The following is a 20,590-nucleotide window of genomic DNA, read 5'->3' as shown; positions in this document are numbered from 1 at the left end:
TTTCTCGTTTTGACAAATTGGCCAGGAACTTCTTGAGTTTTCTCTATCTCGTCAGTGCTCTCTTTTGGCTCAAATGAAAGATCAACACAACCTAGGTTACTTCCGTATGCAAAATACCACTGCTCACTCATCTCTAGTTCCCTTGGTGTCGGGTGAACCCGCCTACCCAGAATTACACTGAGATATTGAGCACATTAGCATCACGGGATCCCGCCCCTCCATGAGCTACTTGGTTATCGACACCGAGGGCAACGCCAACCTGGAAGAGATCGCCCTTATCGACAGCAGCGGCAAGCTTATTTACCATGCCTACACCCAAGAATACTCGCCCCACCACCCCCAGCCCAAACCTTTGGCCCAAATCGTTGCTGACCTGCGGCGCTTGGCACAAGGCAAGACTCTTGTTTTCCACCATGCAGATCACGACCTAAAAATCCTTAAACAAGCCTTTGACCAAGTTAACCAAGATTGGCTTCCTAACCCCATCTTCTGTACTTGGTCAGCCGCCAAGCAATGTTTTCCCAACCTTGCCGGTTACAGCCTAGAGTATCTCAGCAAACATCTCGGGATCCAACTGGAGAGCGGTTACTTCAACTCCAAACTGGCCCACGACGCCAGCTACGATGCCCTCTTTACCTACCACCTCTATCGCCACCTCACCCACGCTCAGCTCAAAGCCCAGAATGTTCCCAATCCTTTCGCCAACAGCAGAGTTGACAATCCCTTTCAGCATTATCCCGACGAGACCACCATCTATCAGCCTCAGTACCAGCAGCTCACTGCCACCCTACAGGACATCCAACGGGATCCCAACCACCAGAGCCGAGGGGTTGTCTTACTGGGAGAACCTGGATCCGGCAAGACCCACCTGATCATGCGGGTGGCCCAAAACCTCCTGCGCCACAACTGTCTCCTGTTTATCCCTCAGCCCACCCATCCCGACAACATCTACCACCACATCTACAGCCACACCCTGGAATCCCTGCGCGAACGGGTAGATGCCCATCACCACACCCAGCTCGACTACTTGATTGCCAAGAGCTTTGTGGAAATCTTGAAAACCTTCCCCCAAACCTCAAAAACTGAAGAGCTTCTCTCCCTTCTCACGGCGGATCCCCTCAACCTCTTTCATCGCCTGGGAGCAGAAGGCACCGAGCGTCGTCGTCAACAATGGCAAGCCATTGAAAAACTGGTTCTGCGCTGGTGGGCAGAGCAAAACTTCCTTACCGGTTCCACCGAAAACATTCTCAAGGGCATCATCAAATACTGCAGCTACAGGGATCCCAACCGCCGTCAACAGATCATCCGCTGGCTCAGCGGTACCGACCTGGATCCCGAGGATACCGGCTTGATTGGGTTGCCCCCCTGGAGTGCAGATCTCGACCGCAACACCTTTGCTCTAGAAGGAATGAAAGTCATCGGCAGGCTCTCGCTGCTTGACCGACCTCTCATTATTGTCTTTGACCAATTGGAAGCTTTGGGCCGAGAAGAAAATCGAGATATCCTCCTCAACTTGGGCGATGCCCTGAAAGAGCTTTTTACCCGTATCCCCAACAGTCTGTTTATCCTCAATCTGTTCCCCGACCGTTGGCAACATTTCCAAACCCAATTTGACCGGGCTACCGTCGATCGCCTCTCCCAAACCGTCCTCTCCCTAGATCTCCCCTCTCTTCCCCAGCTTCAAGCCCTTCTCCAGAGCCGCCTGCCTTCAGGGATCCACCTCCAAGCTCTCTTTACCGCCGATGACCTCAGCGATATCCTCAGCCAACCCTCCATCCGGGCCATTCTCAACCGGGCCTCAGCCTACTATCGCCACTACATCAACGGGATCCCTCTCCCTCCCCAGGTGCAAGTTGTACCCACTGCCAGCAATCTAGCCGCCCGTGTCCAGCGGCTCGAGACTGAGCTGCAAACCCTCAAACAACTGCTCATCCCCCTTCTTCCTGCCCAGAGTCTCCTTGCTGTAGCTCCGCCTCTCCAGCCACCCAGCCTCTCTGAGGATCCTGCCGAAGTCTTGGAACCCTACCTCCGTGATACCGAGGCCCAGCTTCGTGCCAGCTACCCCCAAGAGGCGATTATGGACAGCACAGCTGATATCGGCAAATTGCGCACCATCGTCAATGCCCTGCAAGGGATCCATCCTGTCCCCATGAGTGCCCTGAAGCTGGGCAAACACAAGCTTCCAGATCACCTCTATTTCTCCGACCAGAAGCGGGTGATCGCCTTTATCCAAGTGGATCCCGGCAGCATGTGTGGACAGCTCAAGAACTTCAACCAATTGGTGATTGCTCACCCTGAGCTTCAGTTTCTTTTGCTACGGGATGCCCGCCTTAAGCCTCCTTCCAAAAAGGCTACCGCCACCAAAGAGGCCTTGGCTGCCCTCAACAACAGCCCTAATGGCAAGTATAAGCTGCTCACCAAAGAGGATCGCATTCACCTGGAGCTGATGTACAGAATGATCACCGACATCCAAAACCGCGACTTGGAGCTAGACCTGACCTCAGCCGTTCGGTACTATCTTGAGCATAGGGATCCCCCCCTTATTGCCTGGATCCTGGGCCGTGATTAAGCGCTCCAGATCCGTCGAAACCCCATGTTGTTCAAGGTCGGCTCCGCATCGGGATCCAGCACCGTAAAACCGGGATCCCATATTGTCCGGCCAAGCTTGTGACCTGATTCTTAAGGCTGCCGATCAACGGAGCCAATGGCAAGGGATTGACAGCGGAGCCAAAGTACCTCAAAGTTTCCGGCATAGTGGGCTTTGTCCGGCCCAAGCCCTCCCCTGATTACTCAGTATCGGAGCGGCGGGATTTGAACCCACGACCCCCACTACCCCAAAGTGGTGCGCTACCAAGCTGCGCTACGCCCCGACGCACTTACGGGTAGAAGCCCATGAAGCGCCTAGCTAGTCTAGCATCGGATCGCGGCCAGAGTTAACCCCAAGCTGCGGGATCCCGTGGAAAACATGCTAGCTTAGTTAAGCCGTTAAGAAATCGCACGCCTGAACCACCGGGTGTCCTTACAGCCCTTTCGCGGTTTGCTGCAACAACTCCTGAGTTCCTTGCCAATGGGGGTAGAGCGCTCTGTGCAGGTAACCGGCGGGAAGGCCGTAACTGGGATCCGTTCGGGCGGAGGCTAACCCGTAGGAGAGGAAAAACTCATGAGCGTAGTCAGTTTGCCTCAACTGTTGGAGGCAGGGGTTCACTTCGGCCACAAGGCCAGCCGCTGGAACCCGAAAATGCGGCCCTACATCTTTACCGAGCGGAACGGCATCCACATTATCGATTTGGTGCAGACGGCCCGCTATCTGAACGAAGCCTACGAGTATGTGCGGGATGCTGCTGACAGGGGTTGGCGCTTCCTGTTTGTGGGCACCAAACGGCAAGCTGCCGGGATCATCGCTCAAGAGGCTCGTCGCTGTGGCAGCTACTATGTCAACCAGCGCTGGTTGGGGGGTATGCTCACCAACTGGGCCACCATCAAAACCCGCATCGACCGCCTCAAAGAAATTGAGGAGATGGAGAGCAGCGGTCTTCTGGATCGCCTGCCCAAACAAGAGGCCAGCCGTCTGCGGCGAGAGTTGGCCAGGTTGGAAAAGTACTTAGGCGGCATTAAAACGATGCGCAAGCTCCCCGATGCGGTGATCATCGTCGATCAGCGGCGGGAGGCCAACGCCGTTCAGGAATGTATCAAGCTGAACATCCCGATCATCTCACTGCTGGACACCAACTGCGACCCCGATCTCAGCGATATCTTTATCCCCTCTAACGACGATGCCATTCGAGCGATTAAGCTGATTGTAGGCAAGCTGGCGGATGCCATCTACGAAGGGCGGCATGGGCAGCTCGACACCGTTGAGGAGGATGAGTACGACTACGAAGGGGCGATGGATCTGGACGACGACATTCTGGAAGACATGGAGGACGAAGAAGAAGGAGAAGCCGAGGAAGGCTAGACCGAGGGCAGGGATCCCGTGCAATCCGGACACTTCCCTGCCTATTCCCTATCCAGAGGCGTGTATTCTTGAAATCTAGGTTTACAATTCTACCGAAGCCCGCTCATTCTCACTCATATCCCGCCACATTCTTCCCGTTCTTTCATTCGAGGAGCCCTCATGAGCATTGATGCCAAACTGGTCAAAGAGCTGCGCGAAAAGACGGGCGCAGGCATGATGGACTGCAAAAAAGCCCTGGAAGATTCCGGTGGCGATATGGAGAAAGCCATCACCTGGCTGCGACAGAAAGGGTTGGCAGGGGCAGCCAAAAAGGCCAGTCGCGTCGCGGCAGAGGGGGCAGTTGACAGCTACATCCACTTCGGCAATCGAATTGGGGTGTTGGTGGAAGTGAACTGCGAGACGGACTTCGTGGCCCGCAACGAAGATTTCAAGAAATTGGTGCAAGACATCGCCAAGCAGATTGCCGCCTGCCAAAACGTAGAATACGTCAGCGTTGACCAGATCCCTGCTGAAGTGGTAGAGCGGGAAAAAGCCATTGAAATGGGCAAAGAAGATCTGGCCAATAAGCCGGAGAACATACGCGAGAAGATCGTGCAAGGTCGCATCGAAAAGCGACTGAAAGAATTGTCTCTGTTGGATCAACCCTTCATTAAAGATTCCTCGATCACCGTAGAGGAATTGGTGAAGCAGCACATTGCCAAACTGGGGGAAAACATTCGGGTGCGGCGGTTTGTGCGCTTTGTCCTGGGAGAGGGGATCGAGAAAGAAGAAGTGGATTTTGCTGCTGAGGTTGCCGCTCAAGCCGGTCTCAAGCCGGCAGAGGCCCCCAAAGTGGAAGAGACTCCACCCGCTCCTCCTGAAGAACCTGCCCCAGAACCGGCCCCTGCTGCCGAGAGCAAGCCGGCCAAAAAAGGCTCCGCCAAGAAAAAGAAATAGCCGGTCAAGGCTGAGCTGTAGGGCCATGTCGGCGGTGCAGAGGCGTTGAAACTGCGTTATGGAGAGTGTGGGCACCTCTATGTCGGCAGTTCTATAACCACTACGCTTGGGTATCCCTTGGGGGAAAGGCTAGGTTATGCATGCAAATGTTCTGATCCTCCCGCCTTGGCAGGGTTAACTCCAGCACGCTAAGGTAGCAGACGGCCTTTTTGGATCCCGGGCATGAGTTTTATCTTGCGCAATGCGTTAATTCCCACCGCCACCGGCTACGAAACCGCAGATGTGCGAATCGAGGGGGAACGGATTGCTGCCATAGGCAGAGGGTTACCCGCAACGGGCGCAGACAGCCTGGAACTGGATGCCAGTAACCAACTCTTGCTGCCGGGCTTTGTCAATGCCCACACCCATTCTTCCGAAATGTGGCAACGAGGGATCATACCGCCCTATCCGCTGGAGCTGTGGCTGGCACAACTGCACGAGTATGCGCCGCCGGATCCGGAAAAAATCTATCTCAGCGCGCTGGGGACGGCGGTGGAAACCCTGCTGACGGGGGGCACCTCGGTGGTGGATCATCTGGTGTTGATCCCAGGCCAAGAGTTGGCCACCATTGAGGCGGCGGTACGGGCCTACCGAGAAGTCGGGATCCGCGCCTTCGTGGGCCCCTTGATCCAGGATCAGGCTCTCTCTCGGGGGTTGCCCAGCAGCTCCTCTTGGGATCGGGAGCCGGAAACCTATCCCCTCTCCACAGCAGAGGTGCTGGCCATTGTGGAAGAGGCGGTGCAGCGCTTTCACCGGCCAGAAGAGGGCATTACCCTCATGGTGGCTCCCACAGGGATCCAACTGTGCTCAGACGAGCTGTTCAAGGGCTGTGCGGAGTTAAGCCAGAAGTATGACCTACCCCGCCACGCCCACCTGTTGGAAACCCGCGCCCAGCAGATGTTGGCCCAGGAAAAGTACGGCTGCAGCGCAGTCGAGCATCTGGAGCGCTTGGGCTACCTAGACCGGAAAACTTCCTTGGCCCACTGCGTCTGGCTCAGCGATGCCGATATCGAGATCTTGGCCCGCACCGGCTCTACCGTTGTTCACAACCCCCTGAGCAACCTGCGCCTAGGCAGCGGCATTGCCCCCATCTTGAAATACCGCCGGGCAGGGGTGAACGTGGCCTTTGGCTGCGATGGATCCGCCAGCAACGATTCGCAGGATTTGCTAGAGGCCATCAAAATCGGCACCATCCTTCACAACATCACCGATCCCGACTACCGCCACTGGATCTCGCCCCGCGAGAGTGTGGAGATGGCCTCCCGCGGTGGGGCCATTGGCCTGGGGCTAGGGGAGGAGCTGGGATCCCTGGAAGTGGGCAAGCAAGCGGATCTGGTGCTGTACGATCTCACCCAACTGTCGCTGTTGCCCCGTACCGATCCCATTGGGCTGCTGGTGTTGGGTCGGCCCACCCAGGCAGTGCATAGCGTTTGGGTGCGAGGAAAACAGGTAGTGTCCGGCGGAGCCGTGACGACGGTGGATGTGGCCAAGCTGCGGCAGGATCTGTTTGCCCACAGCACCTGGGATCCCTTCCGCCGATCCCAGCAGGCAGAGCATCTGGAAGCTCGTTATCGTCGGGTGATGGGCTTGCCAAAGTAGCGTTGGATGTCCCTGTGTGGCCAGAAGAAGCAGACCGGGCCAGCATCACAGAGCAGGTGAAACGACAGGCCCTGGCCCTGGGTTTTGACAAAGTCGGCATTGCCAGCACAGAGGATCCCCCCGACTTGCGGGGCCTGCAAGCTTGGCTGGCTGCGGGCATGGCCGCCGACATGGCCTGGATGGCGGATCCTAGGCGAATGGATCCAAAGCAGGTGCTGCCGGGGGTGCAGTCGTTGGTCTGTGTGGCTTTGAATTACTACACCCCCATCCGCCACAGCCAGGATCCCGGCAAGGGCAAGATCTCCCGCTACGCCTGGGGGCGAGATTATCACCGCGTGTTGGGGCGGCGGCTGAAGCAGCTCCACCTCTGGATGCAAGCGCAATTTCCGAACTACCGCGGTCGATGCTATGTCGATACCGGCCCGGTTGCGGAAAAGCCCTGGGCCATGCAGGCGGGCTTGGGTTGGATCGGCAAAAACAGCCTGTTGCTCACCCGCGAGTACGGCTCCTGGATTTTTCTGGGGGTCATCCTGACCACCCTTAAGCTGGTTCCTGACCAGCCCCACGCCACCCACTGCGGCACCTGCACCCGCTGCCTAGAGGCTTGCCCCACTCAGGCCATCGTCAGTCCGGGGGTGGTGGATTCCCGCCGCTGCATCGCCTATCACACCCTAGAAAGCCACGCTGAGCGGATCCCTGCAGAAATTGCCCAAAACCTGCACAACTGGGTGGCTGGCTGCGACATTTGCCAAGAGGTCTGCCCTTGGAACCAACGCTTTGCCCAACCCAGCCGGATCCCGGATTTTCAGCCCTACTCTTGGAATGTTGCCCCTGATCTCCAGGAGCTGGCCCGGATCAATGATCGGGAATTCGACCACAAGTTTCCGGCCTCTGCCCTGCGCCGGCTCAAGGCCCACCGCCTGCGCCGCAACGCCCAAGCAGCCCTGGAAGGCAATTCCAGCTCTGCAGCTGGCAGCAACGATTTGGAAGCCCCCTCTACTTAACTTGGATACGCTTTCCTAGCAGGATCTTGCGGCCTCGAGGCCGGCGCCAGAAAATGGTGGGGCTATTGTCTCTGGGCCAGGGACGCAAGCTAACATACATGCCCTACCCTCTTTCTGAGGCCACAGTGCTGGGCCGCCATGGTCTTGCTCTCGTGGGAGCGGTTTTGCGCAAAGGACGTGTGGACTTGGTGCAGGAGTTTACCCACCGCTTTGTTTGAGCTGGATCGACTCAAACACAGTAGCCCCACCTAAAACACGGTCATTTCAAGCTAGATTAGGACACTGATACATTCACGCTGAACTCTCCTGAACATGGTTCAGGAAAGAAGCGATCGCATCCTGCCTATCTCTGAGCAGGAAGGCGGTATCCCGCAAAGCCCTGAGGAATACCCCCCGAGCGCTTTCCCCCTTCACTTCCCGGCAACCGTTGCGGTGGACTCAAGGATCAGGGGGAAACTTGGTCTACTATATCCCTCTCAATGACTTTTGCCAAACCGCCTAAAGCTCAGTAAATTCAGCAAAGTTCAGGGTTTTGGGGGTTAGAGGCATGCTCCCTGAACGCTCGGCGCCGCTTCCGCGACCATCCCTGGCTCCTTTCCCTCTGGGAGAGGGGGCAATGCAAACAACTGTAGATTTGTACTGAGATGACCTTGAGAGTTTTGGACTAGAGCTGGGTGGAGCTCTCCTAAGACTAGGTAGCCCGTAGCTGCACCGGCATAACCAAATAACAGAGCCGCATTGCCCCAAGGGGCTTCCAGATGGCCGGCTGCGTGGCACCGTTTAGCTCCAGGCTCACCTGCTGCGTATGAAACACCCTGAGGGCATCCAGCAGGTAACGCACGTTGAAGGCCAGCTCCAGGTCAGGACCAGACATCTGCACTGGCAACGATTCCTCGCCACTGCCCACATCGGGCGCCTCGGTGCTGATGCGCAGGGTTTGGGTTGCGGCAGAAAGATTGAACTTGACGATGTCGTTTCTTTGGGCAGCAAGTACTCCCACCCGTTCCAGCGACTCAATCAAAGGCCGACGCTCCAGGGTTATCTGCCGCTCAAATTGCCTGGGAATCAGGCGGTTGTAGTCGGGATATTGGCCCTCCAAAAGGCGGCTGGTGATCCGCTGTTGGCACTGCGTTTTGCTGGCGCGAGGAGGCAGCACAAACTGCACCTGGGATCGGTCAAACCTCAGCTCCACCGTAGAGGCGACGGTCTGGGTGCCGAGGATGCGCTCCACCTCTCGCAAAGTGCGAGCGGGAATGGTGAAATCCAACCCTATTTCCCCATGGGCCGAAGCAACCGGGATCCCTTCGGCCTCCACCTGCACCATCGCCAGACGGTGCCCATCGGTGGCTGCAAACTCCAGGCAAGGGGAATCCCCCGCCAAGAGCTTGACATGCACCCCTGTGAGCACCTGCTTGGTCTCATCTCCAGAGGCCGCAAAAAGGGTTTGGCCGATCCCTTGCAACAGGCTCTCGATGGGCAGCTCCAGGGCCTGAGCTGTTGGGCTTTCCTCCCCCACAAAATCGCCATCTGCGTCGGCGGTGCGGAGCAGTATTTCCGGTAGGGTGGGGTACTCTTCAGCCGACATGCTGCGCACTTGGTACTGGCCGGCTGCCGACATGAGAATCACAGGGGCACTCTCCTTGGCTTGGCTGCTCGCGTCAAGAGTCACTGGGCCGCTGGGCAGACGGCTGACGATGTCGCTGAGCAGCTTGGCCGGCAGGGTGGTGCGACCGGATCCCCTGACCTGAGCCTCGAACTCGCTGCGAATGCACAAGTTCAAGTCAAAGGCAGTGAGGGCAACCCGTTGAGTTTCCGCATCGACCTCTACCAACACGTTGGCCAAAACGGGCAGGGCGGGGCGGCTGGCCACAGCCCGTCCAACGGAAGTGAGGTGGTGGCTGAGATCGGCTTGCTCGCAGGTGAAGCTGAAACCCTCCGGAGACGAGTCCACGGCCCCGTCAAAGTATCCCTCCCCACGCTGAGGAGCTGCAGTCTTGCTGCTGCGCAACACCGGCGCGAACGACTCGGTTTCCGATTCTCGATCCACAGGACGCTGAGCTTGCACCATCAGGGGCACTTGAGGGCTGAACATGCACATCCTACACCGGCTGCCCCGACTGGATCCCTGCCCTTGCAGACAAGTTTTGGAAAATTTGCCTCGCGCGTAGGACAGATCTGAAATTTCGATCCCTGCCTAATTTAATTTTTTGATCTAGTAGTAGTAGGGGCTGTGGAAACTGTGGAAAGTGATCGTCAACACCTTGCGCCATGAGCTTTTGAGCTTATTCCCCACCTGTGGAAAAACTGTGGATAACTTGGCCACTTTTCCACAGAGTATTTATACCTGTTAATAACTTGGGGGGTTTTTCCACAGGTTTTCCACAAATTTTTCAGGTTTTTCCACAGGTTTTCCACAGGCTAATGTTGTGATTTCCTGACAAATTCATAAAAATTAACACACAGTCAGTGTAGGATCCCGTAATGTAGTGAGTCCTCCCCCTAGATATGGCCAGGAACTCCATCGGAGCTTGGGCGGGCTTCGCTGGATTTCCCCAGGTTTTCCACAGGCTATCGAAGGAAGCCTGGGACGTCGCTCTAGGCTGGTTGGTCTTGTCTGGTCGCCTGTGAGCCAACACGGGATCCTTAGCAAGACACAAGAAGGGCAGAAAAGCGCTCTGCGCTGCTGGAGGCGGCAAAGAAGGTCAGGATGGGGCAGCGCCTGACCTAAAGCGGACCCGCAAGCGACTGTAAAGCTGTCGCAGAAGCAGGTCGCGAAGGAAGGGCATCAAAATCCGTACCTACGAGGGGCCGGCTGTGGGTCGACGGGATCCGTTTTGGTGATGGCGGGAGCGCAGCACGAGCACGTCAGAAAGCTGGCGCAGTTGACTTTGAACCTGGGTGAGCTGTTTTTTATCACGTACATCGATACAGAGATCGATCAGGGCGGTGCGGTTGGCAAAAGTTTGTACCTTGGCATTGCGAACATTGATACCTTGATCCGATAGACGGGAAAGGATGTCCCGCAGCACCCCAACGCGGTCGATAACCTCCAGATGCAGTTCTACCGGGTAGATCTGGGCGCTCTGCCGCAGTTGCTCTTCGTTCCATCGTACCGGCACCAGCCGTTCCCCCGAAACCTGGGCCACCCTTGGGCAATCCCGGTGATGGATGCTGATCCCCTTAAAGCGGGTGACCACGCCCAAGATCGGATCCCCCGGCAGCGGATTACAACACTTGGCCAACTGGTGTTTCAGACCCTCCACCCCCAGAATGGGAGATTGGGATTTGACGGAACTGGAAGCCACAGAAGCCCGCGGCAACAACAGCTTGGATCCCTCAAGCGATTCCTCCTCTGTGGGAGCAGATACTGCCGGCCTGCTGACCTCCTGTAGCCGATGGATCACCAGCGTGGGGGTCGTCTCGCCATAACCCAGAGCGGCCAACAAATCCTCTACGCTGGCGTAGTTGAGCTTTTCGGCCACCTTCTGCATCCGCTCTGATTTGAGCAGGGCATCAAAGCCCGTTTTGCCAAGTTCCCGCTCCAGTAAATGCCGGCCCCGCGCGATGTTTTGCTCACGATTTGAGCGCTTAAACCATTGGCGAATGCGATTGCGGGCAGAGCTGGTGGCAACGAAATTGATCCAGTCCAGGCTGGGATGGGCATTCTTGTGGGTAATGATCTGCACGATGTCGCCGTTGCGCAGGCGGGTATCCAGAGGCACGATCTTGTTGTTCACCCGCGCCCCCGCACAGTGATCCCCAACTTCGGAGTGGATGCGATAGGCGAAGTCCACCGGACAGGATCCCTGGGGCAGGGCCAGCAAGTCCCCCTTGGGCGTGAAAACGTAAACCTCGCTCTCAAACAGATTCTCGCGAAGGGTGTCCAGATACTCCTTGTCATCTTTGAGGTCGTTTTGCCACTCCAACAGCTGTCGCAGCCAGGTGAAGCGCTCCTCGTCGGGCTTGACAGTGGTGCTGCCGGCCTCCTTGTACTTCCAGTGGGCGGCGATCCCGTACTCAGCCACGCGGTGCATCTCTTCGGTACGAATCTGCACCTCCACCGGTCTTCCCTGCGGGCCAATCACCGCCGTATGCAAAGATTGGTAACGATTGGCCTTGGGCAGACCAATGTAGTCTTTGAAACGCCCAGGGATGGGGCGAAAGCAGTTGTGAACGACTGCCAGCACCCGATAGCACTCGCTGTTGGTATGCACGATCACCCGCACTGCCGAGAGATCGTAAATCTCGTGAAATTCTTTGCGCTGCTGCTGCATCTTGCGATAGATGCTGTACAAATGTTTGGGCCGCCCGCTGATCTCGAAATGTTCCAGCCCCGCTTGAAGAAGGTTCTGCCGCAGCTCTTCAATAAAAGCTTGAATCTCTGCCTCTCGCTCGGCGCGCTTGGCATTGACCAATTCCTGGATCTTCCGGTAAGCTTCGTAGTCCAGATACTTAAAAGCCAGGTCCTCCAGTTCCCATTTGAAGTGCCAGATCCCCAGCCGGTTGGCCAAAGGGGCGAAAATTTCCATGGTTTCGGCTGCAATCTGCCGTTGCTTGCTGGGGGAGAGATACTGCAGGGTGCGCATGTTGTGCAAGCGATCCGCCAGCTTGACCACGATGACTCGAATGTCTTTGGCCATGGCCACAAACATGCGGCGGAAATTTTCCGCTTGCTGCTCGGTTTTGCTGGAGAAGTTGAACTTAGAGAGTTTGGTAACTCCTTCTACCAGTAGGCGAACTTCAGAGCCGAATTCAGCTTCCAGGGCTTCTGGGGTAACTTCTGTATCCTCAATAACATCGTGCAAAAGGCCCGCTGCCACCGTCACCGCATCTCCCCCCAGCTCCCGCAGGAGAGTGGCCACGGCTACCGGATGGGCAATGTAGGGATCCCCCGATTTGCGTTTTTGGCCCTGATGCAAACAATAGGAAAACTCAAAGGCACGGCGCAGCAGATCGGCTTCTTCAGCCGTGTAGGGCCGCAACCCATCGCCGGGATCCTCGGCACCGGAAAGCAGAGCACGCAGCCACCCTGGCACCTCAAAACTGAGGTTATTCAAGTCGAGACCTCTATCTGAGGTGGCAATGACAGCCGTCTGACCCATGCGAACCCGGCGAAAAGGGATGTTTAATTACTGACTATAGTTCATCCAGCTTAGCCGCCGACAGATAGATCAAGAGGGAAAAAACGGGTGGAATAGAAAGAAGCATTGGCTGTCTGCCAACGCCGACCGCTTGCCATCCTCGGCAGATCGAGGCTTAGTCTTCGCCCCACTCCTCGCAGTCGCCGATTAAATCGCAGAGAGGATCCGAGGGGCAGTAGTCTTGCAGCTCCAGCTCTTGGGCAATCGCCTGCCACTCCCGCTGCGGGAAAAAGGGTTGCAGGTGGGCAATGGCTGCAGAGCGGCGTAAGACCCCCTGCTGAATGAGGCGACGAGCTTCCTCCTGGATGGCCTCAACCGCATAGTGGGTGGCTTGTAAAGTGGGCATAGCTTAACCTACACGTGGGATGAATGGGACGCACCGAGGGGTCGGGAAAATCTTGCCTCGCTACCCCCATCATAGAACTGGGTCTCGTTTCGTAGCAAGAGATACAAGTTTGTATTGCAGGCAACCTTAAGGCCCGCTTAAAAGCCCAAGCCATCGGCTCCTGCGGTCACTATGCCTTTTTCTGGGTTCAGAGTGACGATAGATCCATCCCGGATTAAGCGGGTAGCATCCTTGACCCCCACCAGCACCGGCACCCCCAGCCGCAGGCCAATGACTGCTGCATGAGAGGAGGCTCCCTCTTCTTCGGTAATCACGCCGGCTGCCTGTTTGATGGCCTCCACATAGTTGGCGTCGGTGGATTGGGCAACCAAAATGTCCCCGGCGGTGATTTTGCTGGCATCGAGGCTGGATCTCAAGATGCGGGCCGGGCCGCTGACAATGCCCTTGCCAAACCCTTTGCCTTGAGCCACCACCGCTTTCACCACATCCACCTTGATCAGATCGGTGGATCCCGCAACGCCTGGCAGGGTTCCTGCACTGAGCACCACCAAGTCGCCATCCTTGAGCAAGCCATCTTCCTGAGCCAAGCTGATGGCCGCTTGAAAGGTCTGGCGGGTGGTGGCCAAATCCATAACCAACAGCGGATGTACCCCCCAAACCAACTGCAGCCGCCGTGCCACCTCCACATGGGGGGTTACGGCCAGGATGGGAGTGCGGGGACGAAACTTGGAGACATTGCGAGCAGTAGCCCCTGTTTTGGTCAGGGTCATCACGGCTACAGCATCCAACTCTTGGGCGATCTCCCCCACGGCGCGGCTGATCGAGTCGGTGATCAGGGTTTTGGGCCGCATTCCAGCAGGACTGTTGCCGTTGTTTTGGCTCAGCTCCTGCATGGCAAGGGCGCGAAGGCGTTGTCGTCGGTCGGCGGAGGTCAGGTCAAAGTAATCGCGCTCGGTGCGCACGGCAATGCGGGCCATGGTGGCAACGGCCTCGACAGGGTATTTGCCCACAGCCGTCTCGTTGGAGAGCATGACGGCATCGGTGCCATCCAAAATGGCGTTGGCCACATCGGAGATTTCGGCACGGGTAGGCCGGGGGCTGTGCACCATGCTGTCCAGCATTTGGGTGGCCGTAATTACCGGGATCCCCAGGGAGTTGGCCAGGGCGATCACCCGCTTCTGCAGGATCGGCACCTCTTCCGCAGGCAGCTCTACCCCCAGATCTCCCCGCGCCACCATCACACCGTCGCTGAGGGCCAAAATCTGGGGCAGCTGTTCAATGGCCTCGTGTTTCTCGATCTTGACGATGATGGGTACCCGCTTGTCGGCTGAGCCGGAAGAAGGCCGTTTGGCTGAGGCAATGAGCTCCCGCAGCTCCAGCACATCAGAGGGATCCCGCACAAAGCTGAGGGCCACCCAATCCACCCCTTGGTTGAGGCCGAAGTAGAGATCTTCTTTATCCTTTGGGGTCACGGCGCGGATGCTCAGGCGCACACCGGGGAAATTGACCCCCTTGTTGTTGGAGAGGGTACCCCCGACAATGGTGCGGCAGAAGAGTTCGCCCGCTTCCGGATCCACAGCTTCCACCCGCATCTCCACTCGACCATCGTCGATGAGGATCGTCGCTCCTTCGGGCACTTCTTGGGCCAGCTTGTCGTAGGTGACCCAGCTGCGCTCTTGGGATCCCAAGACAGGTTTGCTGGTCAACACAAAGGGATCCCCAGCCTTGAGGGTGATCGAGCCTTCGGCGAACTTGCCCAAGCGGATTTTCGGCCCCTGTAGGTCTTGCAAGATGGCGACCTGGATGCCCAGATCCATCGCGGTTTGGCGGATCAGGCGAATGCTGCGGCGGTGTAGCTCGTGATCCCCATGGGAGAAGTTCAGGCGAAGGGTGGTTGCCCCTTGCAGGATCATCTCCCTGAGAATGGCTGGATTTGAGCTGGCAGGGCCGATGGTGGCAACAATTTTGGTGCGTCGAAAAGAATCCCTCAAATGCATGTCCACTGTTCCCAAGGGAGAGCAGCCCAGATCCTTCCCCCACATAGGGATCTCTCTGATTACGATAACCCGTTATGTCTTTTTTGAGGCACCGCTTTTTTAAAATCCCCAGCGAGAGAGGATGGGAAAATAGGCAAAGCAGAGTGTAGAGATCCATCTGGAGTCGAGCGATGCCGGTTGCCCCCGAATACGCCTTCCCCTTCGAGCACCATCAGAAGTTCTCTCTCGACAACCCCACTATCTCCAGCCCAGGGGTTTCCAAGCGGGAATACATAGCCAGCAGAGTACTGCAGGGTATCGTGAGCAATCCCCAGACTCCCGTCGGCGATTTGTCTCCTGAGCAACGACAGGCTTTGGTCTATACGGCGGTGTTGTTGGCAGATGATTTGTTGGCGGCCCTCGGCGCTCAGTAGAGAGGTTCTTGAGATTGCAGCGCACCCTCTTGGGGTGAGGTTTAGGCCGAGGTTGACCGTTCGCGGCGGGGGGCCGTAGGCTCTGCTACTACATACGCCGCAGCTGTTGCGTCAACTCTTCCCCCAAGCGCATCCATTCTGCCATCCCTTCGGGACTCACCTGTCGGTCATTTTGCCAAAGAATGAGGTGGGCGCCAGCTCCTTCGGCGCAATAGTTGGGATGCTGCTCCCAAAAACCAAGGACGCCAGGATGGAACCGCAGCCGAACTTGGGCTTCATTCTCTCCTCGCAAGAGATAGCTCCGGGAGAACTTAGGGTGGCTCTCGAAATTGATATCTTGCATGCCAAAGGCTTTGGCGATGCCGTGGAAAAAGGCATTTTCGGGGTGCAGCCGAAAACGCGGCAGATGAAGATCCTCGTGATAGGCGTAGAAGACGGACTGGCGATAAGTGCTAGAACTCTTGCCACTGCCGCGGGTGTATTGGTAATCAAAAACGGTAATCTCAGTGCCATCGATCAGCCGCTTGGACATCGAATTATAGAAACGCCGCCCATGGCCTCGTTCAAACAGTCCAAAGCCTGCTTGCAACAAGCGAGATCGAATCTCTTCAGGCAACTGGGCAGAAAAGCGCATTCCTAGCTGTGCAGCTACCCGCTCCAGAGCTTCTCGACGTTTCTTTTCGTGGTAAAGGGCTAGAGCCAAGATCCCGGCAGCCAGAGCTAAAAACAAGATAAAAATAAGCAAACCCATACCGTCTCCCTCGGCTTACAGACTGCAGCGCCCATCCCCACAATACCTGAGCAGATTTCCAAAAGGATCCCTGCCTTCGACCATTCAGCCGAGCGGTCTCCTCTTGTCTTTTGTAGAGAAGTGACCCAATACAGCTGAGTGTGTCAAAGTTTGACGAAATTGTAGGGAGCGGTGAAGTTGTTGTAGCGAATGCGCAGCCGCCCCTGGAAGGTCTGGTCTAGCTCCTCTACTTTTTGGGCAAAAACCGGCTCATCTTCCCAATTGATCAAAAACGAGCCGTTGTAGGCCATGTTTTCGGTGAGCAGATCTCCTTCTACGCGGTCGCTGGCCAAGGGGCTGAGGGCTGCTGTAAAGGTCTGGGCAATGCGCTGACGTCGCTGCTCTAAGAGCTGCTCCAGAGCCCGTCCGATCTCGACTACCGCGTCCAGCCCCAGAGGAGCGCCGGCCATTTCGTCTCGCCGAGCTTTGAGGGCAGGGTTTTCCTCTAGCCCCAGCTTGAGCTCCTGCTCGGGATCCCAGAAGACTTTGACTCCCACCTCCCGCTTGCCCTCCAGGCGCTCCAGCAGAGCCAGCAGATCCGCCAAGCGGGGCTGCACCAAGTCCCGTTCCACCTGCTCCCAGCCGCTCACCACCAGGCCAAATTGCAGAGGCAGCAGAGCCCGGTGTCCCTCGTTCATCACTTTTTCCAGCACGGCCTCATGGGCGAGCAAGTTGGCCCGGCTGGCCAGGTAGCGCTCCTGTCGAGCCTGGGAGTACAAGAAGGCCAGGGATCCCAGCCCGTGAACCTGCACCGGCTGCTTGTCCAGCCCCACCACACTCAGATGACGCGGGCCAGGGGCAGCGACGATCCCGTAGAGGTAGAGGGCGCTATGGGGATTTGCCGTTGGCATTGCTGCGGGCATCTCCGATCAGCCACGTGAGGTTGGACTCTTCGGTGTCGATGGCATTGCCATCCGAGGAAATGCAGTAGCGACCCATCACCATCTGGTGGCGTAGGGTCACGCCTGCCGCAATCTGGGTGTAGTTAAAAATCAAGCTGCCATCCAGCGTACACCCTTCATTCAACACACATCCGTAGCCAATTGCCGTGGGGCCGATGAGTTTGACCCCGTCCGCCAAATAGCTGCTGGCCCCGATGTAGACCGGTGGCTCGATGTGGATGCGATCCCAGTTGGCGCGGATGTTGATCCCCGTCCATACGCCGGGTTGAATCTGGATCCCAGGCACCTTGACTCCCTTGATCTCGCCGCGCAGCACTTTTTGCACCGCCAGCCAGTAGTCGTGGGTGCGGCCAATGTCCACCCACTGAAAGTCAGCCGTGATCCCATAAAAGGGGGCACCCGCTTTCACCAAGGCCGGGAAGAGATCGCTGCCGATGTCGTAGGGGCAGCCAGGGGGAATGTAGTCGAACACTTCCGGCTCGAAAACATAGATGCCGGTGTTGATGGTGTGGCCGAGGGCCTCTTCCCGCCTAGGCTTTTCTTGGAAAGCAGTGATGCGACCCGTCTCGTCGGTGACTACCACCCCATAGCTGGAGACCTGGCTGGGATCCACCTGCCGCAGGACCACAGTGGCCAGCGCTCCCTTGGATTTGTGGAAGTTGACGATCTGCGTGAGGTTCAGGTCGATCAGGGCATCCCCACAGAGCACCACAAAGGTACTGTCGAAAAATCCGGAGAAATCCTGGATCTTGCGCATACCGCCAGCGGAGCCCAGAGGTTCGGCCACCGGCTGGCCGTTCTCAAAATGGCCTTCGAAGGAAAAGCCGATGTGAACCCCCCATTGCTGCCCATCTCGAAAGTAGTCTTCGATTTGGTGGGCCAAGTGGCTGGTGTTGACCATGATCTGGTCGAAGCCGTGTTCCCGCAGCAGCTCCACCAAAAATTCCATGACAGGCTTGTGCAAAATGGGGATCATCGGCTTCGGCATCATGTAGGTGATGGGCCGTACCCGCGTGCCTTTGCCTGCTGCCAGGATCATGGCTTTCATGCCGTCGTCACTCCTCCGGGCTAACCGTGCTCTGACTTTATCATCCCAGGATCGGCATTCCAGAGAACCGGCGGGGCTTTCAAGAGGCTGGGGAATCGCTGCTGGGATTCCGATCCCCTACAATCGAGGGGGTCTGCTCTTCTGGGAGAACCCGCCCGCCTCTGGGCATTTCGCCAAGGGTTTCCCCTGAGCCCCTCGTTTTGCCCCGTCTCTCCTGAGAGTTCCACCCGGCAGACGGGGATCCCAGCATTCTTACATTGATTGCTCCTGGCCCAAGATTCAGACGGATGTATCAGACAAATGTAGTAGATCCTGAAAAAGATGCTGGATGGCCGTCCCGACAGCCCACCCATCACGATTGCCCTGGCCAAGGGGGCCTTGCTGCCTGAGGCCATTCAATGCCTGCAGCAGGTGGGGATCGATTTCAGCCGTTTTTTGGATCCCGGCAATCGCCTGCTGCGGATTGAATCCCCCACCCGGCTGAACGGACAACGCTACGAAGCGCTGCTGGTGCGCACTCACGATGTGCCGGTGTACGTGGAGTACGGGCAGGCGCAGTTGGGCATTGTCGGCTACGACGTCTTGCGGGAGCGCTATGCCGGCACCGCAGCGCGGGTGGCCCACCTGTTGGATCTCCAATTTGGCCACTGTCGCATGTCGGTGGCCCTTCCCCAAGATAGCCCCTACCACTCGGCAGCTCAGTTGCCTGCTCATGCCCGCGTGGCTTCTAAGTTTGTCGGCTGCGCCCGGGAGTATTTTGACCGCCTGGATTTGCCGGTGGAGCTTATCTCTCTCTATGGTTCGGTGGAGTTGGCCCCCCTCACCGGCATGGCCGATGCCATCGTCGACTTGGTAGCCACAGGGCGCACCCTGAGGGAAAACGGCCTGATTGAGCGAGACTGCCTATTCGAGAGTACAGCTCGCCTGATTGCCCATCCCATCAGCTACCGTGTCAACCAACAGCCTATCCGCGAGTTGATCACCCAGATTCGGGAACGCTGGCTGGGATCCCTGTTGGTGGGTGGCTAATTTTGAGGCACTTCCTCTGAGGGGGATCACGATTGCGTACAATGGGGGCATTCGGGCTTATTTCCCCCAGCAGCGTTCAGATTCAAAAAAGGTTTTTCGAGGTTGATTATGCGGTACCGTCCACTGCTCGCCATCCTGTTGGCGCTTTGTTTGAGCGTCTTTGCTGTTCCGGCTAAGGCTGCCAAGGCGCCGCTGACCTATGACCAGATCCGCAACACCGGCAAGGCCGCCATTTGCCCTTCGGTCTCGGACAACGCCCGGGGCCGTATCGAAGTGCCTAGGGGGGGATCCCTGAAGCTGACGGATGTCTGCTTCCAGCCGGTGCAAATTGAGGTGGAAGAAGAAAAGCGGAACGGCGAGAAAGAGTTCATCAAGGCCAAAAACATCATGATCTCAGCGGCCACTCTGGGGCCGATTAAAGCTGAGGTGACTCCCAAAGACGGTGCGCTGGAGCTCAAAGTGGTGGATGGGATCACCTCTCAGCCGACCACCGGCCAAATGCCCCGCCGCGAGCTGGTGCCGTTTCTGTTTAGCGTGAAAGACTTGGTCGCCACTGCCCAGGGCTCGGCCATTGACCCTTCGACCGATTTTGAAGGGGAGTTCTTGGTGCCCGGCTATCACAGCAGCACCTTCCTCGACCCGCGCGGGCGGGGATCCAACACCGGCTACGACACTGCGGTAGGTCTACAGGCTGCCAAAGATGATTTTGCCACCAACCGCAAGGTGGACGAGGTTTCCCAGGGGAAAATGTCGCTGCGGATCGCTCGCGTGGATGCCAGCACTGGCGAAATGGCGGGATCCTTTGTTAGCATTCAGCCTTCCAGCACCGAGCAAGGGGCGATGGAACCCCACACTGTTCGCGTTCAAGGCTTGTTTTACGCCCGCCTGGCGCAGGAGTCTTGAAGAGGCTTGAGGAAAGCCGAGAAGAGATCCAATTTCGGGGTTGAGATGGGCAGAGATCCCGGCGATCCCTGCCTATTTCTGTTGATACTATGTCTGTCTGGGTTTGCCCGTTGGGGAAGTGTGCAGCGATAAAGTCTGGGCCAGATGCCGCCACAGGTTCATTTGCAGATGGCCGCTGCCACTAACCTGCCTTTTATGTTGACTCTGGACCCAAGGGGACTCTCAATCTGGACTCAAGGAAGCCCTTTGTGAGTTCCGCTTCAGCCAGTACCGCCACCAGTGCGGATCCGAGTTCTGCTGCGCTCGCTACCCCAAAGTAAACTACCCGGCCCTGACTGCTTCGCAGTACAGGGCGGGTTTCGGTAGCCCTGCAGTTGGCAAGCCAACCACGGGCCTCTAGGCTGGTTTACGGCAGCCCCAAGTTTGGCAATCATGTTGGCCCCATTCCAGTCCGCATCCCCTTCCCATCCACAGTGCCCACACTTGAA

General features: G+C 57.3%; 15 protein-coding genes, 1 tRNA gene and 1 pseudogene. 8 read left to right on the top strand and 9 right to left on the bottom strand.

The annotated features are described in order from the left end of the window. Window positions 1-220 precede the first annotated feature (220 nt). Window positions 221-2,569 carry an AAA family ATPase gene (locus ACVWZU_RS12190; RefSeq protein ID WP_457445138.1) on the top strand — a complete coding sequence of 783 codons (2,349 nt, stop codon included), beginning with the start codon at window positions 221-223 and terminating at the stop codon, window positions 2,567-2,569. 227 nt (window positions 2,570-2,796) lie between these two features. Here ACVWZU_RS12190 and ACVWZU_RS12185 read toward each other — a convergent pair. Then, a tRNA-Pro gene (locus ACVWZU_RS12185) sits at window positions 2,797-2,870 on the bottom strand. 290 nt (window positions 2,871-3,160) lie between these two features. On the opposite strand from ACVWZU_RS12185, the gene rpsB reads away from it, so the two are divergent. From rpsB to queG, 4 genes are all read left to right on the top strand, one after another. Next, complete coding sequence (gene rpsB, locus ACVWZU_RS12180; protein WP_011433146.1) at window positions 3,161-3,955, top strand: 30S ribosomal protein S2; 795 nt, start codon at window positions 3,161-3,163, stop codon at window positions 3,953-3,955. Between the two features lie 144 nt (window positions 3,956-4,099). After that, entirely contained in the window at window positions 4,100-4,891 is a 792-nt protein-coding gene (gene tsf / locus ACVWZU_RS12175) for a translation elongation factor Ts (RefSeq protein WP_457387299.1), read from the top strand. Window positions 4,892-5,113: 222 nt separating this feature from the next. Beyond that, window positions 5,114-6,529 carry an amidohydrolase gene (locus ACVWZU_RS12170; RefSeq protein ID WP_457445136.1) on the top strand — a complete coding sequence of 472 codons (1,416 nt, stop codon included), beginning with the start codon at window positions 5,114-5,116 and terminating at the stop codon, window positions 6,527-6,529. Between the two features lie 14 nt (window positions 6,530-6,543). Next, window positions 6,544-7,533 (top strand): tRNA epoxyqueuosine(34) reductase QueG, encoded by a 990-nt coding sequence (gene queG, locus ACVWZU_RS12165; RefSeq protein WP_457445134.1) that lies wholly within the window; start codon window positions 6,544-6,546, stop codon window positions 7,531-7,533. Between the two features lie 691 nt (window positions 7,534-8,224). On the opposite strand, the gene dnaN is transcribed toward queG, so the two are convergent. The 4 genes from dnaN to pyk all read right to left on the bottom strand — a co-directional run bounded on the left by dnaN (window position 8,225) and on the right by pyk (window position 15,017). Further along, window positions 8,225-9,601 carry a DNA polymerase III subunit beta gene (dnaN, locus tag ACVWZU_RS12160; protein WP_457445140.1) on the bottom strand — a complete coding sequence of 459 codons (1,377 nt, stop codon included), beginning with the start codon at window positions 9,599-9,601 and terminating at the stop codon, window positions 8,225-8,227. 730 nt (window positions 9,602-10,331) lie between these two features. Further along, window positions 10,332-12,635 carry a RelA/SpoT family protein gene (locus tag ACVWZU_RS12155; protein ID WP_457445132.1) on the bottom strand — a complete coding sequence of 768 codons (2,304 nt, stop codon included), beginning with the start codon at window positions 12,633-12,635 and terminating at the stop codon, window positions 10,332-10,334. Window positions 12,636-12,789: 154 nt separating this feature from the next. Further along, window positions 12,790-13,020 (bottom strand): DUF4327 family protein, encoded by a 231-nt coding sequence (locus ACVWZU_RS12150; protein WP_011433156.1) that lies wholly within the window; start codon window positions 13,018-13,020, stop codon window positions 12,790-12,792. Window positions 13,021-13,157: 137 nt separating this feature from the next. Further along, entirely contained in the window at window positions 13,158-15,017 is a 1,860-nt protein-coding gene (gene pyk / locus ACVWZU_RS12145) for a pyruvate kinase (protein WP_414408711.1), read from the bottom strand. 170 nt (window positions 15,018-15,187) lie between these two features. Here pyk and ACVWZU_RS12140 point away from each other — a divergent pair, with 170 nt between their 5' ends. Next, a complete protein-coding gene (locus tag ACVWZU_RS12140; RefSeq protein ID WP_414351871.1) occupies window positions 15,188-15,430 on the top strand; it encodes a hypothetical protein in 243 nt (80 codons plus the stop codon). A gap of 88 nt (window positions 15,431-15,518) precedes the next feature. On the opposite strand, the gene ACVWZU_RS12135 is transcribed toward ACVWZU_RS12140, so the two are convergent. The 3 genes from ACVWZU_RS12135 to ACVWZU_RS12125 all read right to left on the bottom strand — a co-directional run bounded on the left by ACVWZU_RS12135 (window position 15,519) and on the right by ACVWZU_RS12125 (window position 18,170). After that, window positions 15,519-16,181 carry a hypothetical protein gene (locus tag ACVWZU_RS12135; RefSeq protein WP_457445130.1) on the bottom strand — a complete coding sequence of 221 codons (663 nt, stop codon included), beginning with the start codon at window positions 16,179-16,181 and terminating at the stop codon, window positions 15,519-15,521. 143 nt (window positions 16,182-16,324) lie between these two features. After that, a complete protein-coding gene (locus tag ACVWZU_RS12130) occupies window positions 16,325-17,071 on the bottom strand; it encodes a GvpL/GvpF family gas vesicle protein (protein ID WP_011433160.1) in 747 nt (248 codons plus the stop codon). Beyond that, window positions 17,049-18,170 (bottom strand): nucleotidyltransferase family protein, encoded by a 1,122-nt coding sequence (locus ACVWZU_RS12125; RefSeq protein ID WP_414329069.1) that lies wholly within the window; start codon window positions 18,168-18,170, stop codon window positions 17,049-17,051. Before ACVWZU_RS12125 ends, ACVWZU_RS12130 begins: the two co-directional genes overlap by 23 nt. Before the next feature lie 321 nt (window positions 18,171-18,491). Between ACVWZU_RS12125 and hisG the strand changes: the two genes are divergently transcribed. Together hisG and ACVWZU_RS12115 are read left to right on the top strand one after the other, a co-directional pair. Next, the gene (gene hisG / locus ACVWZU_RS12120) at window positions 18,492-19,199 is read left to right on the top strand and encodes an ATP phosphoribosyltransferase (protein WP_414416279.1); all 708 of its coding nucleotides are present in this window, start codon (window positions 18,492-18,494) and stop codon (window positions 19,197-19,199) included. 108 nt (window positions 19,200-19,307) lie between these two features. Then, window positions 19,308-20,102, top strand: coding sequence for a photosystem II manganese-stabilizing polypeptide (locus ACVWZU_RS12115; RefSeq protein WP_457403507.1), 795 nt, complete (start codon window positions 19,308-19,310; stop codon window positions 20,100-20,102). A gap of 260 nt (window positions 20,103-20,362) precedes the next feature. On the opposite strand, the pseudogene ACVWZU_RS12110 reads toward ACVWZU_RS12115, so the two are convergent. Then, window positions 20,363-20,590 (bottom strand): annotated as a pseudogene (locus ACVWZU_RS12110) (hypothetical protein); the annotation flags it as partial.

This window comes from Thermostichus sp. MS-CIW-26 (assembly GCF_054059115.1).
Note: the sequence above shows the minus strand (reverse complement) of the source record. Positions and strands in the feature narration are given on the sequence as shown.